This is a genomic window from Asanoa hainanensis (genome assembly GCF_900188485.1).
GTDB lineage: Bacteria > Actinomycetota > Actinomycetes > Mycobacteriales > Micromonosporaceae > Asanoa > Asanoa hainanensis.
Window position 1 is genome coordinate 61,577 of the sequence record NZ_FZPH01000008.1, and the last position, 15,986, is coordinate 77,562.

A 15,986-nucleotide genomic window follows, 5' to 3' on the forward strand; every position below is an offset into this window, starting at 1 on the left:
CACAGGTGCGGAAGGGCTGTGACGGCGATCACGGGGCCAAACGTTTGGCGCCATCCGGTAATCTCTGCCGCAACGGCGCAGACGGAACCAAGTAGCGATCGACCACGCCGGCAGAGAGAGCCACCAGCAGCTGTGACGGTGGCCCGGCGCCGGTCGCGAAGACACTCCCGAGCCGAGCACGACAAATGAGGTCCCCGCGCCACAAACGTGGGGGCGAAGGTGTGGTGGCACCGCGAGGAACCCGCTCGCCCACACCTCCCGGGGATCGCGTTGCGATTGACGAGGAGGTCCACCCATGCAACGCATCCTGTCCAGCCAGTTGCCCGCCTACGCCGGCCGCACCGTCACGGTCGCCGGCTGGGTCCACCGCCGCCGCGTGCTGAAGGCCGTCGCCTTCCTGATCATGCGCGACCGGGCCGGCCTGGTCCAGATCGTCGTCACCGACCCCGACCTGCGCGACAAGCTCGAAGAGCTGACCGAGGAGACGGTCGTCGAGGTCACCGGCACGGTGACGATCAACAGCGCCGCGCCGTTGGGCGTGGAGCTCACCCAGCCGGTGGTACGCGCACTGAGCGCGCCAGCCGCGCCGCCCCCGTTCGACCTCTACCGGCCGCTGCTCACGGCGAACCTGCCGACCCAGCTCGACCACGCCTCCGTGGCGCTGCGGCACGCCACCCGCCGCCGTGCGGTCACGGCCGCCGCGGCCGCCGCCGAGGGGTTCCGCGCGACCCTCGACGCGCGCGGCTTCACCGAGATCTTCACACCCAAGATCGTCGCCTCGGCCACCGAGAGCGGGGCCAACGTCTTCGGCATCGACTACTTCGGCAGCCGGGCCTTCCTCGCCCAGAGCCCGCAGTTCTACAAGCAGCTCATGGTCGGGGTCTTCGAGCAGGTCTACGAGGTCGGCCCCGTGTTCCGCGCCGAGCCGCACGACACGGCCCGCCACCTGGCCCAGTACACGTCGCTCGACGTCGAGCTGGGCTTCATCGAGGACCACCTCGACGTGATGGCGGTGCTGCGCGACGTCGTGGCCGGCATGACCGAGGCGGTCGCCGACCGGCTGCCCGGCGTGAAGATGCCGATCGTGCCGGCCGAGATCCCGGCCGTCCACTTCACGACCGCGCTGGAGATCGCCGGTGCGCCGGCCGACGAGCCCGACCTGGCCCCCGCGCACGAGCGGGCGCTGGGCGAGTGGGCGCTGCGCGAGCACGGCTCGGACTTCCTCTTCGTGACGGGCTACCCGATGCGCAAGCGGCCGTTCTACACGCACCCCGAGCCGGGCCGCCCGACCCACTCGAACTCGTTCGACCTGCTGTTCCGCGGCTTGGAGATGGTCACGGGCGGGCAGCGGCTGCACGAGCACGCCGACTACGTGGCCGCGTTGAACGGCGACCTGACCGGGGTCGAGACCTACGTCGAGGCGTTCCGACACGGCATGCCGCCGCATGGCGGCTTCGCGATCGGCCTGGAGCGCTTCGTGGCCCGCCTGCTGGGCGCGACCAACGTCCGCGAGGTCGCGGTCTTCCCGCGCGACCTGCACCGCCTCACGCCGTAGAAAAGAAGGGTCCCTTCCTAGGAAGGGACCCTTCTTGGCAAACCAGCCTCAGCCCAGCGGCGGCGAAAGTCGCCCCCTGCTCAGCCCAGGAGCGTCGGCAGGCGACGCTCCACGATCGGGAGCACGTCGTCGACGGTGATCCGGCGGCCGAGCTCGGCGGTCAGGGACGTCGTCGTGGCGTCGCGGATGCCGCAGGCCACGATGTGGTCGTACGCGGCGAGGTCGCAGTCGGCGTTGATCGAGAAGCCGTGCTGGGTGACGCCGCGCGAGACGCGGATGCCGATCGCGGCGACCTTGCGGGCCGGCCCGCGGTCGTCCTCGGCCACCCAGACGCCGCTGCGGCCCTCGATGCGGGTGGTGGCCAGGCCCAGCTCGGCGCACGTGTCGATGAGCAGCTGCTCGGTGCGCCGCACGTAGGCGACCACGTCGATCGGCGCCGGCAGGCGCAGGATCGGGTAACCGACGAGCTGCCCCGGCCCATGCCAAGTGATCTTGCCGCCGCGGTCGACGTCGATCACCGGGCTGCCGTCGGTCGGACGGTCCCAGGGCTCGGTGCGCTTGCCGGCGGTGTAGACGAAGGGGTGTTCCAGGAGCAGCACGGTGTCAGGAGTGACGCCGTCGGCCACCTCGTCGTGGAGGCGGCGCTGCTCGTCCCAGGCGACCTGGTAGTCGACGGTGCCGAGACGGCGGGCCTGGAGCTTCGGAAGCACGCTGGTCACGCCCCAAAGCGTAGCCCTCGCCCGGCGGCCCGGCCCCCTGACATGATTCGCGTCATGGTGACCCGGGCGCTGGTCCTGATCCACGCGGGGGTCGCCGCGCTCTGGCTCGGCTCGATGGCCTACAGCCTGTTCGTGGTGCAGCCGAAGCTGCCAGCGATCGCGACCGACCAGGAGGACGCCCAGCGCACCCTGGCCCACGGCAACCGCCGCCCGGTCGTCGCCATGATCACTGTGCTCTGGGTCACCGGGATCATTCTCACCATCAGCGAGCCCAGTCCCGCCGCGGCAGTCAAGATCGTCCTGCTCGCCGCCGCCACTGTCCTCTTCTGGTGGGTCTCCTGGCGCGGCTGGCCACGCAGGGTGTTCGCCCTGCCGGCCGAGCTACCCGCCCTCCGACGCCGGTTCCGGGCCGCCGCTATCGCGATGTTCGCGCTGGTCGCTGCCGCTTTCGCGGTCGGCTATCTCTGGTGAGACGAGCGCCACCGGGATCGGCGCAGGAGTCCTTGACGATGGTCATTGCGTCTGACTTAATTTGGTAAGAAAAACTCTGCTCTTCGGTGACGTTGCGAGGGATGGAGCATGCGGTCCATTAGCGCGAGCGTCAGGGACGCGTCCGGAGACTTGGAAGACCGGGAAACGCTGCGATTCTTCGTGGAATCACTGCTGGCCGAGTATCGCGCCGTCGAATCGAAGATTGCCCGGGCCTATCTTCTGTTGTTGTCCATCGGCGCCGTCTACGTTTTCCTGCGCATTGGCGTGGTCGGGGAATTGAGCATGGGCCCGGTCAAGATTTCCAAGCTGGAGCCAATCCGCCTGGGCATACCGCCGGTTCTCGCGTACCTCGCCTACAGCGTGTCCGCTCTGATCGGTCGCTCGGTCATGATCGATGCCATCTGTGACGAGGTCTTCAGGAAATTTCTCCCCGGCGTCTACCGGCAACAGCTCCATACCTCGTTGACGCCCTCCAGCACCATTGTGTCGAGTGACGTGGAAATGGTCGACTTCATCGGCGGTCCCACCCTGCTCGCCTGGGGTGTCGCGTTGAAGAACACCGTCGTGGTCTGCATTCCGTACGTCATTGCCATTGCCGCGGTCGTCTACCTCTTCCTGGATCCGGGCGCCCCGGGCCCGGCGGTTTGGATAGGCGCCGCGGTGAGCGCACTCTTCGTCGTATTCGGCGCCGTCCACTTGGTGGTTGCGTTCGTGGTCGAGCTGAACAAGGGCTGAGGTCACGACCCTTTGACGCGCCACACCCACACGTCGTCGATCCGCTCGCCCGGGCCGAACAACTGTTGGGTCGCGGACAGCAGCGCGTCGTGTTGGACCGGCCACTTCGAGCCGTGGATCTGGTCCGCCAGCACCAGGGCGTCGAGCCGCCAGTAGGCCACGTCCGCGCGCGCCTGGGCCTGTTCTGCCGGGCCGATCGGTGGGATCACGCCCGTCTGGGCCACCTCGTAGAGCATCCCGTCCGTGTATCGCGGCACCGGGCCGATCCGGCCCCGTCCGTCCGGCCCGCCGGGGCCCAGGTAGAAGCCAGACGCCAGGGAGAACTCGCCCTGACCATGCGTCCATGCGTACGCCTGCCAGCGTTGTCCGTCCGGAACGGTGTCCAGGGTGAACGGCACCGTCGCGAGCACCCCACCCGGCGGGACCACCGAGGTCCAGTTCCCCGACGTGATGAAGGTCGGGATCGGCTCGCGGGCGACCGTCAGCAGGTTGACCGGCAGGATCGGCACCAGCGCCACCGCGAAGGCCGCCACCCAGGCCCGTCCGCGTGGCCGCGCGTCGACCAGCAGGGCCAGCAGCAGTCCGACGATCGGCGTGACCACCAGCGCCAGCCGTTGCGGCAACGCCGCGTTGAAGACCGGCAGCGGGTTCAGCAGCGCGTACGGCAGGGGGAAGTCGGTGTAGTTCTTGAAGATCTTCACCGCCGGACCCCACGACAGCACGGTGAAGACCAGCGCGGTCACCCCGAGTGCGCGCAGCGTGGCGCGGCGGCCCGGCGTGGCGACTCGCCAGAGGTACCAGAACGCGCCGATCGCCAGCAGCACCAGCGGCAGCCCGAAGAACGAGTTCTCCTCGGTCTCGTTCGGCGCCAAAGAGGTGTCCAGGCCGAGAACGCCGGCCAGCGAGCGCTGCGGGAACGCGAAGTACCCCGCGATGTCCTCGCTGTGCACGCGCGCGTCGAAGCCCGTGCCGTGGAACCGCTGCGGACCCAGGAAGTGCATCCAGATGGGGTACGCGAGCAGGGCGAACCCGACGACCGCGGTGACGCCCAGGCCGCGCAGCATCGCCGGCAGCGCGGCGCGGGCCTCGGCCCGGGTGGCCTTCGACAGCGACCAGACGCCCAGGAACACCAGGCAGGCCAGGGCGATGAAGAACAGCCCCTCGGCCGCGATGGAGAAGGCGATGGCCACCAGCACGCCCAGCAGAGCGCCGTCGCGCAGCCAGCGCCCGTCGCGCAGCCGCAGCACCCGCCAGACCACGATCGGCACCAGCCAGCCGGCCGTCCAGTTCAGGTGGGCGTTGGCGTGCGAGACCATGCTCGGCGCGAAGGCGATGAACAGCGCACCGGTCGCCGCCGCGAGCGGAGAGCGGACCAGGTGGCGGGAGAGCAGCCAGAACCAGGCGTACGCCGTCGCGACCAGGTTGAGAGTGAGGATCACCAGGAACGTGGCGGGCGCTCCGACCAGGAACGTCAACGGCGCGAACAGCACCGCGTACACGGTGATCGAGGTGTTGACGGCCAGGTTGGCGCCGTCCGGGAATCCGATCAGGTGGGTGAAGAACGGGTTCTCGCCATGGGTGATCGCCCGGGCGCCGTAGGAGAGCAACCACTCGAACAGGGCCTGGTCGCTGGAGTTGACCTTGATGGCGCGGCCGTTCGGGTCGATCCACAGGCCGCTGGTCACCCAGACCGCCAGGACCAGCGCTATGCCCGTGACCAGCAGGTCCGCCCGCCACCGGGAGGTGCGGGCCGGCGAGACCGGAGCGACGTCTGGGGGAGCGGGGGACGCGATCGACACGGGCGGAGGCTACCAATCGGGACGACACGCCCAGGAAGCGCCCGTTGTTTGTGATCTTATTGAAAATGACTTCCAATGTCAGCATGAAAATCGCCTTTGTCGGGAAGGGCGGGAGCGGCAAGACGACGCTGGCCGCCCTGCTCGCCCGCCACCTGGCCGCGGCGCCGGACCGCCCGCCGCTGCTCGCCGTCGACGCCGACATCAACCAGCACCTGGCCGCCGCGCTCGGCGGGGGCGAGGACGCGGTGCTCCCGGCGCTGGGTGACCACCTGACGGAGCTCAAGGAGTACCTGCGCGGCGACAACCCCCGGATCGCGTCCGCCGCCGCGATGGTCAAGACCACGCCGCCGGGTCGCGGCTCGCGGCTGCTCACCGTCGCCGGGACCAATCCCGTGTACGACGCGACGGTGCGCCAGGTGCGCGGCGTGCGGCTGGCCGTGACCGGCCCGTTCGCGGAGCGGGACCTCGGCGTCGCCTGCTACCACAGCAAGGTCGGCGCGGTGGAGCTCCTGCTCAACCACCTGGTCGACGGCCCGGGGGAGTACGTCGTGGTCGACATGACCGCCGGCGCCGACTCGTTCGCGTCGGGCCTGTTCACGCGCTTCGACGCGACGTTCCTGGTCTGCGAGCCGACCCTGCGCAGCGTCGGGGTCTACCGGCAGTACTTGGGCTACGCCCGCGACCACGACGTGCGCGTGCACGTGGTCGGGAACAAGGTGACCGACGAGTCGGACGTCGATTTCCTCCGCACGCACGTCGGGGCCGATCTGCTGACCGTCCTCGGCCGCTCCGACTGGGTGCGGGCGGCCGAGCGCGGTGAGGTCCGGTCGCTGGACGCCCTCGAACCCGCCAACCACGCGGCCCTGGACCTGCTGCGCCAAGCGGCCGACGCCGCGGAGAAGGACTGGCCCCGGTACGCCCGGCAGGCCGCCGAGTTCCACCGCCGCAACGCCGTCGCCTGGGCCAACGACCGGGCCGGCGCCGACCTGACCGACCAGATCGACCCGGACTTCGTCCTGGGTGACCACCACCTGCTCGTCCACTGAGGAGAGAGTCATGTCCCTGACCGTGAATGCTGACCTGCTCGACCGCGCCGAGGCCGGCCCCGTCGACGACGCGGACTTCGTCGACTGCGTCCGCACCTCCCTGCCGTACGCCTGGGAGGTCGTCTCCGACGTCGCCACCCGGGCCGCCGACGAGGTGGCCGAGCACGCGGTGCCGCCGCCGAGCGAGGCCGAGCGTGGCCAGTTGCTGCGCGCGCTGGCCAGCGACGCCATCCGGGGTGCGCTGGAGCGCCACTTCGGCGTCAAGCTGGCCTTCCAGAACTGCCACCGGGTCGCCGCGTTCCCACCGGCGGCGGTCGACGGTGCCGGCTACCGGGAGTTCGTCTCGCCCCGCGAACAGCTCCGTAACCAGTCCCCTGAGCTCCGGGACTGTTAGCCGCGCCACATTGACGCACGGCGAAGTGTGGGCTCGTCGACCATGTCAGATCGATGGTCGCGAATCGTAGCCTCCCTGAAACACCTCGAGGGAGGTCGCCGTGACGAAACGAATCCTGTCCCTCTGTGCCGCCGGCGCGGCGCTGGTCGTCGCGGCTGTGCTCGCGCTGGCCGCGCCCGCGCAGGCGGCACAGCTCTCCCAGGTCAGCGGCTTCGGGTCCAACCCCGGAAACCTGGCCATGTACGCGTACCGCCCAGACGGCCTGCCCAGCGGCGCGCCGGCCGTGGTGCTGCTGCACGGCTGCGGCCAGGACGCCAACGGCTACTTCACCAACAGCGGCTGGCGTACGTTCGCCGACCGGTGGCGGTTCGCGCTGGTCATCCCGCAGCAGAGCGGCGGCAACAACTCGACGTCGTGCTTCAACTGGTTCGAGACCGGCGACACCGCGCGGGGGCAGGGCGAGGCGGCCTCGATCCGCACCATGGTCGCGTACGCGGTGAGCACCTGGGGCATCGCGGCCAACCGGGTCTACGTCAGCGGGTTGTCGGCCGGCGGCGCGATGAGCGCGGTCATGCTGGCCACGTATCCGGACGTGTTCGCGGCGGGGTCGGTGATCGCCGGCATTCCGTATCGCTGCGCGACCAGCATGGTCAACGCGTTCAGCTGCATGAACCCGGGCGTCGACAAGACCCCGGCGCAGTGGGGCGACCTGGTCCGGGGCGCGTACTCCGGCTACACCGGTCCCCGGCCGAAGGTCGCCGTCTGGCACGGCACGTCCGACTACACCGTCGCGACCGCGAACGCCAACGAGTCGCGGGACCAGTGGACCAACGTGCTCGGCATCTCGGCCAGCCCGACCGGCACCGCCTCGCTGTCCGGCGGGACCACGTTGGAGCGCTACGGCAACGACCAGGTGCGCGTCTACCGGGTGTCCGGGATGGGGCACGGCACGCCGGTCGATCCCGGGAGCGCGGCCGACCAGTGCGGCACGGCGGCGGCGTACTTCCTGGACACCATCTGCTCGGCGTACCACGACGCGACTTTCTTCGGGTTGAACACGGGCGGACCGACGACGCCGCCAACGAGCGCGCCGCCGACGACGGGGCCGCCGACGACTCCGCCGCCGACGACCGGGCCGTGCATCACCGCGACGAACTACGCCCACGTCTCCGCCGGGCGGGCCTACCAACAGCTCGGCTACGTGTACGCCCGCGGCTCGAACCAGGCGATGGGCCTCTACAACGTGTTCCAGACCAACGCCCTCAAGCAGACCGGCCCGGACTACTGGGTCGTGGGCTGCTGAACCCCGCTTTACGCCGCGCGGTCCCGGTCTCTCGTGCCGGGGCCGCCGAAGCGGCTGCCGTAGGGTCGGCCAGTCTGGTCCGGCGCGTGCACGATGCCGCCGAGCAGCGCGCATTCCATGCCCTCGACCTCCGGCGGTGACCAGCGCTCCACGTCGGCCCGGGCTGCGGCGAGCGACTGGTTCGCCAGCGACTCTGCCGCGCGGGCGGCGGCCAGGGCCTCGACCGGCTCGGCCTCGGTGGCCACGGCCGCCTGGCCGAGCTCGCAGCGGGCGGCGAAGAGCCGGGTACGGGCCCGGGCGCCGACCGCGCCGCGCCGGGTGACCAGGAAGCCGGCCGCCGCGTCGATGGTCGCGCGGGCGGCGAACATCGCCTGGTCGAGCTGCTCGCGGGCGTGCGCCACCCGCGAGGACGGGTCGCGGACGGCGCCCAGCGACTCGCCGAGCGGCCCGGATACCGCCTCCAGCCGGCGCAGGCCGGCCACCGGGTCCGGCTTGGCCTCCGCGAGCTCGGTGGCCAGGGCGCTGGCGGCCTCGTCGGCCCGGGTCACGTCGGCGGCCAGCCCGACCTTGTCGCCCCGGGCGTTGCCCGGCGGCCGGCCGGCCATCGCCAGCACCGCCTTGCCGGCCGCGACCTCGGCGTGCAGGTCGGCGAGCAGCTCGGCCGCGGCGTCCTCGGCGGTGGCCAGGTCGGCGGCGTAGGTGTCCAGCGCGTCCAGCAACGCCTCGGCCTGGCCGAGCGCCTGCTGGGCGGTCCGCAGGCCGGTCCGGCGACCGTCCTGCTCGATCTCCGCGGTGGCGAAGTCGATGCGGGCCGCGGCCTGCGCCAGGTTCTCGGCGACCGGCCTCAGCGCGCTCTCCGCGTACGCCGCCGCCAGCTCTTTCCAGGTCGTCCCGGCGACCTGGAGCCGCGTGCGGGCCTCGTCCCGGCGGACCGTCAACCGGCCGCCGAGGCGGGCCTCCTCGCTGGAGCGGAGCAGCTCGAACGGCTCGGCCCGGGCGTCCAGGCGCTGGTTGGCGGCGGCGCAGTGCTCGACGATCGCACGCAGCACCCGCCGCCGGCTGAACTCGTCCTCGGGCTCGTGGTCGTCGAGGTGCTGCCGGATCCGGAACGCCTCGGCGACGTCGGCCCGCGCGGCGGTGACCGCCTCCACGAACGCCACCGTCGCGTCCCGGCCGTGCTGGGCCTGCGCGAACGCCAGCTCCTGCTCGCTCGTGCACAGGGCGTTGTCGGCGGCGACCAGTGCCGCGTCCGCCTGCGCGAGCAGGCGGGCCGTGGGCAGGTCGCCGCCGAGGTCGAGGGTGTCGGCGTCGTCGCGCGGACCGGCGCGTTCGGCCGGACCCGCCGGACCGGCCGGCCGGGTCGGCGGGTCGTCGCTGTCGCTGGGTGCCCAGCCGCCCTGGTCGGGTGGCGCCCAGGCGGAGGCGGGCGGCTCGTCGAAGACGCGCACGGGCTCGGGCGGGGCGGTCGTGATCGGCTCGGCCTGTTCCGCGGCGGCTTGTTCCGCGCGTTCGCGCTCGCGGCGGAAGAGGTTCCTGCGGCGGCGGTGGCCGGCGGGACTCCGGTGGCGAGGGGTGACACGGTCGCCCGCGCGACGGCGGGCCACCGCCAACGCGACTATCACCACTCCCAGGACGAACAACACGCACGCCAACAGCGAAAGCGCGTTGTTGTCGCCCGATGCCGCCGACATGCGGTCAGGCTATTCGGGCGCGGTTGCGCAGTCTGCCGAATCGGCAGTCACCGATCCGCGAGGGCCTCCGCGAGCGCGGAACGGACGTCCGGGTGGCGGAAGGTGAAACCGGCCCGGCTCAACACGCCCGGCACGGCCCGGGTGCTCATGACCGCCAACTCGGCCACGCCACCCACCACCAGCCGCACGCCGAACTCTGGCACCGGCAGCACCGCCGGGCGATGCAGCGCCGCCCCGAACGCCTTCGTGAACTCGGCGTTGGTCACCGGAAGGGGAGAGCAGAGGTTGACGGGGCCCGCGATGTCGGTGCGCTCGGTGAGCAGGAAGCCGACCGCGCGCAGCCAGTCGTCCAGCGAGATCCACGGAACCCACTGCCGGCCGCCGGCGATCGGCCCGCCGATGCCGAGCCGGAACGGGAGCATCTGCGGCTTGAGAAAGCCTTCGTTCTTCTCCAGGGGTACGCCGCTGCGCAGCAGGACCACCCGCACCCCGGCCTCCTCTGCCGGCCGGGTCGACGCCTCCCAGACCCGGCAGAGGTCGGGGAAGAAGCCCTCGCCCGGGGTGTCGGACTCGTCGACGACCCGGTCGCCGGTGTCGCCGTAGATGTTGATCCCGCTGGCGCTGAGGAACGTTTTTGGGCGCTGGTCGGTCCGCTTGGAGATCGCTTCCGCGAGCGTGCGGGTCGGCTCGACCCGGCTGTCCCGCAGCAGGCGGCGGTAGGCCGGGGTCCAGCGCTGGTCGCCGATGTTCGCGCCGGACAGGTTGATCACCGCGTCGACGCCGTCCAGCGCGGCTGGGTCGAGCTGGCCGGAGGCCGGGGTCCAGCGGATCTCGTCGGCGCCGCGCGGCGCCCGCCGCACCAGCCGGACGATCTCGTGGCCGCGCAGCGGGCCGGTGATGAGCCGGTTGCCGAGAAAGCCGGACGCGCCGGCCAGGAGAATCCGCATGCCCGCATTCTCCCCTGGCTTCCCTGGGATGCGGAGTTGTCGCGGGGTGCGGAGTTGTCGGTGCCCGCGGGTAGCCTGTCCGCGTGCGGACGACGCGGGGAGGCGCCAGCCCGGTGATGATCGGGCGCGATCGCGAGCTGCGCCAGCTACGCAAGCTGGTCGCGGCCCGCCGGTCCGGCGTGGCCATGATCGCCGGCGAGCCGGGCGTCGGCAAGACGCGGCTCGTCCGCGAGCTGCTGTCCACACTCGACGCCGACACCGTGGTGCTGGTCGGCCAGGCCGAGCCCGGCTCGCTGTCGCGGCCCTACGAGGTGCTGATGGACGCCCTCGATGCGCGCGACGGTGTCGACCCGGCCCTGCTGGCCGAGCTCGGCGACTCCGCCCGCAGCCCCGTCGAGCGGCTGCACAGCGGCGTCCGCCTGGTCACCGAGCTGATCGCCGGGCGACCGGCGGTGATCGTCTTCGAAGACCTGCACTGGGCCGACTCCGAGAGCGCGGCGCTGTTCGAGCGCATCGCCGACATCGAGGGCCCGCAGGTGCTGATCGGCTCCTTCCGGCCCGCCGAGGTGACCGGCCGCGACCCGGTCACCGCCCTGCTCGCCCGGCTGGGCCGCCGCCACTCGCTGACCCGGCTCGACCTGCATCCCTTCGACGAGGCCGACACCGCCACCCTGCTCGCCGCCGTCACCGGCCGGCCCGCGCCGCCGCGCGCGGTCGCCGCCCTGCACCAGCGCACCGGCGGCAACCCGTTCTTCCTCGAAGAGCTGCTCCGCGGGCACGAGCGCGACGACCTCGAAGCCGTCTACGAGCAACCCCTGCCGTGGAGCCTGGCCGAGGTGCTCCGCCGCCAGGTCGACGACCTCGAGCCCGAGCAGCGCCGCATCGTCGAGGCGGCCTCCGTGCTCGGCCACCGGGTGCACTTCGACCTGCTGGCCGCGGTGACCGGCGCCGGCGAAGACGAGCTGATCCGCGCGCTGGGTGCCCTGGTCGCCCGCGACGTGCTGGTCGAGACCGGCGACGACGAGTTCAGCTTCCGGCACGCCCTGCTCCGCGAGGCGATCGCCGGCCACCTGATCGGCCGGCAGCGGCGGCGGCTGCACGAGGCGGCCCTGGAGGCCCTGCTCGCCGACACCGCGGGCCGGCTGCCGCACGACCCGGCGATGCTCGCCCACCACGCCCAGGCGGCCGGCCGCTACGACGACATGCTGGCGGCCGCCCGCAAGGGCGTGGCCCTCTACCTGTCGATCGGCTCGGCCTACCAGGCGCTCGAGCTGGCCGAGATGGGCCTCGCCGAAGACGCCGAAGACCCGTCGCTGCTGGCCGGCGCCGCCCGTGCCGCCTGGCTGGCCGGTCTGTTGCCCGACGCGATCGGCTACGCCCGCCGCTGGCGCGACCGGGCCCGCTCGGCCACCGACCGCAACGACGCGCTCTACCTGATGATCCGGCTCGCCTGGGAGGCCGACGAGGTCGCCGAGATGGACGAGCTGACCCACGAGGTCGAGCTGCTGATCGCCGAGCTGCCACCCGGCGCCGACCAGGCCCTCGCGATGACCGCCGTGGCCCAGTCGTCGATGCTGCGCGACGAGACCGCCGAGGCGATCGCCTGGGCCGACCGCGCGCTGGCGCTGGCGTCCGAGCTCGACCTGCCGCGCGTACGCCTGGCGGCGCTGGTCGAGAAGGGCCTGGCGATGACCGAGTGGCCGTCGTTGGCGGCCGAGGGCCAGGCCATCCTGGCGGGCCTGGTCGACGAGGCCGAAAAGGCCGGCGAGTGGGTGCTGGCCGCGCGGGCGTTGAACGAGTTGGTCCAGGGCGTGCCACCCAACTCGCCGGCCGAGCACGCCGAGCTGCTCGAACGCATGCGCGTCGACGCCGAGCGGGCGGGTTTCGAGTCGCTGGCCGTCGCCGCCTACTACCAGGGCCAGGCGCGGATCGCGGTCCGCGAGGGTGACCTGGCGCGCGCGATCGCCGCGCTGGAGACGGGTCGCGAGCGCGACCGCAGCTATCTGCGTCGTGGTCGCTGGGCCGACTACCACGCGGTCTTCCTGGCCGGCCTCTACCTGGAGCTGGGGTCGCACGACGGCGTCGCCACCATCATCGAGTCGCTCCGCTCCGGCCCGACGGTCGAGCCGCTGACGGTGCCGGGCCTGGCCTTCCACCTGGCCTGCCGGCGCCCGGGTTATGGCGATGCTTCCGCGTTGTTCGACGAGGTGCTGGCCGCGGTGGCCGACCAGAGCTGGCGCAGCGGCTCGCAGGCCCACGACCTGCTGACGGCGGCCATCGAGGGCGGGCTGCCGGAGGAGCGGTTGTCGGAGCTGACGCGTGCGCTGCTCGACGTCAACGTCTGGGACGACTACCGCAGCCTGATCGACGCGCAACTCGCCGAGGTGGCGGGGCGGCTGCCCGAGGCGCTGGCTGGGTATCAGGCCGTCTGCGGGTCGCAGATCCTGCCGCCGTCCATCCGGGGCACCGCGGCGGTGGGTGCGGCACGGTGTGCGCTGGCGCTCGACCGCCCGGCGGAGGCCGCCGCCGACGCGGCGCGGGCTTCTGAGCTGCTGGCGCGGTGGGGCGGGTGGCGGGTGGCGGCGCTCGACCGGGTCCGCGAACAGCTGGGCCTGACGCCCCGCGACGGCGACCGCGCCGTTACGGGTGCGGCCGCGCTGACGCCGCGGGAGCGCGAGGTCGCGCTGCTGATCGCCGACGGCCTGACCAACGCGGAGCTGGCGAAGCGCCTCTACATCTCACCCAAGACGGCCGCGGTCCACGTCAGCAACATCCTCCACAAGCTCGGCGTCGCCTCGCGCACCCAGGTCGCCGACGTCGTCGGCCGCTAGCGCCGCCCAGCGCTTCTTGAGGTCGACGCGTCTGGCGAGCGTGGTCGCGACGGCTTCGTGGTGCCAGTCCGACGTCGCGCGCCCCAGAATCGGGATCCCCAGCTCCTGGAAGCGAATGATCACCTCAACCAGCGGGTCGCGGTCGGCGGGGTTCATCACGTGCAGGTATGCGTCGACGCGATCCGTGAAGAGGTCCCGCAGAACGAGGTCTGTGTCAGACTCCCGTCCCGCGAAGGCCAGGAAACACCTCACGAAATGAGGCGCGAGAGCGAGCGAGCCGCTGAGGCGTCTGGTCCCCAACAGCCGTTCCAACACCTGCACGGCCAGCTCGGGCGACACGAGGTGGTCGGTGGCAAGGCGGTCGAGGACCAGGCCGGCGAAGCGGAGGTCGGTGTCGAAACCCCATAACGGCGATCTCAGGACCGCGGTTCCGGCGACTCGCTCGTACACGCCGCGCGGCTCGTCGGTGCCGGCATCCTGTAGCGGGAGGAGCCATGCCTCCAGCAGCGTGCGAACGGCCGAGGAGCAGGCGTCGGGCGACCAGGCCGTGAAGGTGTTGACGCTCGCGTCGAGGGACCGGGCCAGTGGTTCCAGCGCGTGTCCGATGACGTCGTCGATCCGGTCGCACTCGAAGTTCGCCCTGTGCAGGAAGAAGTCAGGGGACTCCCGCGAGTCCGAGAAACCGTTGGTGGAAGCCGGTCGCAGGTCGTACGTCCAATAAGGATCGATGGGCTTGGTGTCCTGTTCGTCGTTGAACCAGCCCAGGCGGATCGCGCGGCGGCCGTCCTGCCATTCCCTGTCGACGCGGATGGTGAAGAGCAGGCTCGTCCACGCCTCGCCGTAGAGTTGCGAACGCCACAGCAGCGTCTGACGGCGCCATGCGGCCACCACGTCGTCGGTGGTGGGGCACAGGTCGGCGTACGAGACCTCGCGGACCGCGCACAGGGTCAGCAGGAGCAGGTTCGCGCTGTAGGCGGCGAAGCGGGCCGCGTCGGGCAGGCGCCGCGGTCGGTAGTCGCCATGGCGGCGCGCGGGTGGGTCTTCGCCGGCTGCCTGGTAGAGGCGGCTCGTGAGCGAGGCCAACTCCGCGCCGATCTTCTCCTCGATGAACCCGGGGATGGCGGTCGAGAAGGTCAGGGGCGAGAACGAGAGCAACGCGTGGAGAAGGTCGTCGTCGACCGGGGCGGCGGCTACCGACATCATCGTGGCCCGCTCCTGGGCGGCCATGCTGTCGAGCACCTGGCACGTCAGCCGGGCGATCAGGAACTCGCCGAACGTCGCGTGTAGGAACTCGAAGGTCTCGCGTCGCTCGTCGGCACCGGTCGCGGCGCGGGCCCGGTGGACGAAGAAGAACCGGCCGATCATCAACTGCGCGGCCCGCAACGGAACCCGCAGGTCGCCACCCGCCGTGGGAACGCGGGGGATGCCGAACAGCGCCGGGAGATCGGCCTGCAGCTCCTCCTCTGTGACCCAGAGGTTGCCGCGGTTGTGCATCGCGAAAGCAACCACCGAGAGCGTGCGCAACTCCTCCTCGACGGCGAGGTGAAGATCGGCCTCCGACAGACCTGCGCGGTGCTTCTCGACCTCGCGGCGGGCGAACGTCGTGAGGAGGCGGTCGTACAGCTCGTACTGGCCGATGTCCGCACCGAGCTTCTGCAGCGCGTTGCCGTCGGCGTCGTAGATGGCGAGCATCAGCAGGAGCAGCGGCTGCTCCGCCAAGGCACGCTGGGCCAGCACCGACGTGGCCGACAGCGGTGCGACACCCGCCGCGCGGAAAGACTCCGCGTTCGTCTCGTTCCAGATGTCGAGCCAGGCTTCGATCCTGGGCTCGTCGAACGGCTCCAGCCGGAGCACGACGGTTCCGGCGGGCACGTACGCCCGGTCGGCGACCGCCGTGCGGCTCGTGACCAGCACGGCGACGGGACGACCCTGCACCGCCTCGCGGCGTTGGAAGTCGGCCACCTTCCGCAGGTAGTCCGTGTGACTCACGCCGACCGCCTGCAGCAGTTCGTCGAAGCCGTCGAGCAACGACCGGCAGGGCGTCGCCCGCCGCGGCGGCGAGCGCCGGCCACTCCAGCCGTTCGCCGGTGGCTGCGCGGATGGCCTGCTCCAGTTGCTCCTGGAGGTCGCCGGCCGCGTGCACCTCACGCAGCGGCACCCGGACCGGCATGAAGTCGTTCGGGGGCAGGCGGGCGGCGAGCACCCTGGTGAGCACCGATTTGCCGGAACCTGGCTGGCCGAGCACGAGCAGCGGAGCCGTGAGCGCGGCTCTAGAGGTGAGGTGGCCGACCAGGAACTCGTCGAAGTCGTCACGGGTCTCGTGCCCGTCCCACCAGCCTTCCTCGTTCGGCTTGTCCGCGGGGTCGGCCTCGCCGACCCGGAACCGTGGCGCGAGGTAGGCGGCGCCGAGCGTGGGTACCCGGAGCGTGCCGGGCACTTCGCCGCCGGCCACCACCGGAAGATCCAGCTCGGCC

General features: G+C 71.8%; 12 protein-coding genes. 7 read left to right on the forward strand and 5 right to left on the reverse strand.

Features of this window, described 5'->3' with window-relative positions; translation table 11 throughout:
- The first annotated feature begins 295 nt into the window (after positions 1 to 295).
- Positions 296 to 1,555, forward strand: coding sequence for an aspartate--tRNA(Asn) ligase (gene aspS / locus CHC05_RS20375; RefSeq protein ID WP_089251192.1), 1,260 nt, complete (start codon positions 296 to 298; stop codon positions 1,553 to 1,555).
- Between the two features lie 80 nt (positions 1,556 to 1,635).
- Here the strand turns inward: aspS and lipB are convergent, their stop codons facing one another.
- Positions 1,636 to 2,274 (reverse strand): lipoyl(octanoyl) transferase LipB, encoded by a 639-nt coding sequence (lipB, locus tag CHC05_RS20380; RefSeq protein WP_089251194.1) that lies wholly within the window; start codon positions 2,272 to 2,274, stop codon positions 1,636 to 1,638.
- A gap of 54 nt (positions 2,275 to 2,328) precedes the next feature.
- Here lipB and CHC05_RS20385 point away from each other — a divergent pair, with 54 nt between their 5' ends.
- Together CHC05_RS20385 and CHC05_RS20390 are read left to right on the forward strand one after the other, a co-directional pair.
- Positions 2,329 to 2,745: a hypothetical protein gene (locus CHC05_RS20385; protein WP_089251196.1), complete on the forward strand. Its 417-nt coding sequence runs from the start codon at positions 2,329 to 2,331 to the stop codon at positions 2,743 to 2,745.
- Between the two features lie 108 nt (positions 2,746 to 2,853).
- Entirely contained in the window at positions 2,854 to 3,501 is a 648-nt protein-coding gene (locus tag CHC05_RS20390; protein WP_089251198.1) for a hypothetical protein, read from the forward strand.
- Positions 3,502 to 3,503: 2 nt separating this feature from the next.
- On the opposite strand, the gene CHC05_RS20395 is transcribed toward CHC05_RS20390, so the two are convergent.
- Positions 3,504 to 5,294 carry a DUF6311 domain-containing protein gene (locus CHC05_RS20395; RefSeq protein ID WP_089251641.1) on the reverse strand — a complete coding sequence of 597 codons (1,791 nt, stop codon included), beginning with the start codon at positions 5,292 to 5,294 and terminating at the stop codon, positions 3,504 to 3,506.
- 89 nt (positions 5,295 to 5,383) lie between these two features.
- Here CHC05_RS20395 and CHC05_RS20400 point away from each other — a divergent pair, with 89 nt between their 5' ends.
- The 3 genes from CHC05_RS20400 (at position 5,384) to CHC05_RS20410 (ending at position 8,043) form a co-directional block, all read left to right on the forward strand.
- Positions 5,384 to 6,346, forward strand: coding sequence for an ATP-binding protein (locus tag CHC05_RS20400; RefSeq protein ID WP_089251200.1), 963 nt, complete (start codon positions 5,384 to 5,386; stop codon positions 6,344 to 6,346).
- Between the two features lie 10 nt (positions 6,347 to 6,356).
- The gene (locus tag CHC05_RS20405; protein ID WP_089251202.1) at positions 6,357 to 6,740 is read left to right on the forward strand and encodes an SCO5389 family protein; all 384 of its coding nucleotides are present in this window, start codon (positions 6,357 to 6,359) and stop codon (positions 6,738 to 6,740) included.
- A gap of 100 nt (positions 6,741 to 6,840) precedes the next feature.
- A complete protein-coding gene (locus CHC05_RS20410) occupies positions 6,841 to 8,043 on the forward strand; it encodes an extracellular catalytic domain type 1 short-chain-length polyhydroxyalkanoate depolymerase (RefSeq protein WP_425426807.1) in 1,203 nt (400 codons plus the stop codon).
- 8 nt (positions 8,044 to 8,051) lie between these two features.
- Here the strand turns inward: CHC05_RS20410 and CHC05_RS20415 are convergent, their stop codons facing one another.
- Together CHC05_RS20415 and CHC05_RS20420 are read right to left on the reverse strand one after the other, a co-directional pair.
- Entirely contained in the window at positions 8,052 to 9,734 is a 1,683-nt protein-coding gene (locus CHC05_RS20415; RefSeq protein ID WP_089251204.1) for a hypothetical protein, read from the reverse strand.
- Between the two features lie 47 nt (positions 9,735 to 9,781).
- A complete protein-coding gene (locus tag CHC05_RS20420) occupies positions 9,782 to 10,681 on the reverse strand; it encodes a TIGR01777 family oxidoreductase (protein ID WP_089251206.1) in 900 nt (299 codons plus the stop codon).
- 83 nt (positions 10,682 to 10,764) lie between these two features.
- Between CHC05_RS20420 and CHC05_RS43080 the strand changes: the two genes are divergently transcribed.
- The gene (locus CHC05_RS43080; RefSeq protein ID WP_281257695.1) at positions 10,765 to 13,512 is read left to right on the forward strand and encodes an ATP-binding protein; all 2,748 of its coding nucleotides are present in this window, start codon (positions 10,765 to 10,767) and stop codon (positions 13,510 to 13,512) included.
- Here the strand turns inward: CHC05_RS43080 and CHC05_RS43085 are convergent.
- The gene (locus tag CHC05_RS43085; protein WP_089251210.1) at positions 13,420 to 15,540 is read right to left on the reverse strand and encodes an NACHT domain-containing protein; all 2,121 of its coding nucleotides are present in this window, start codon (positions 15,538 to 15,540) and stop codon (positions 13,420 to 13,422) included. The two genes, CHC05_RS43080 and CHC05_RS43085, sit on opposite strands and share 93 nt — an antisense overlap.
- Positions 15,541 to 15,986 lie beyond the last annotated feature (446 nt).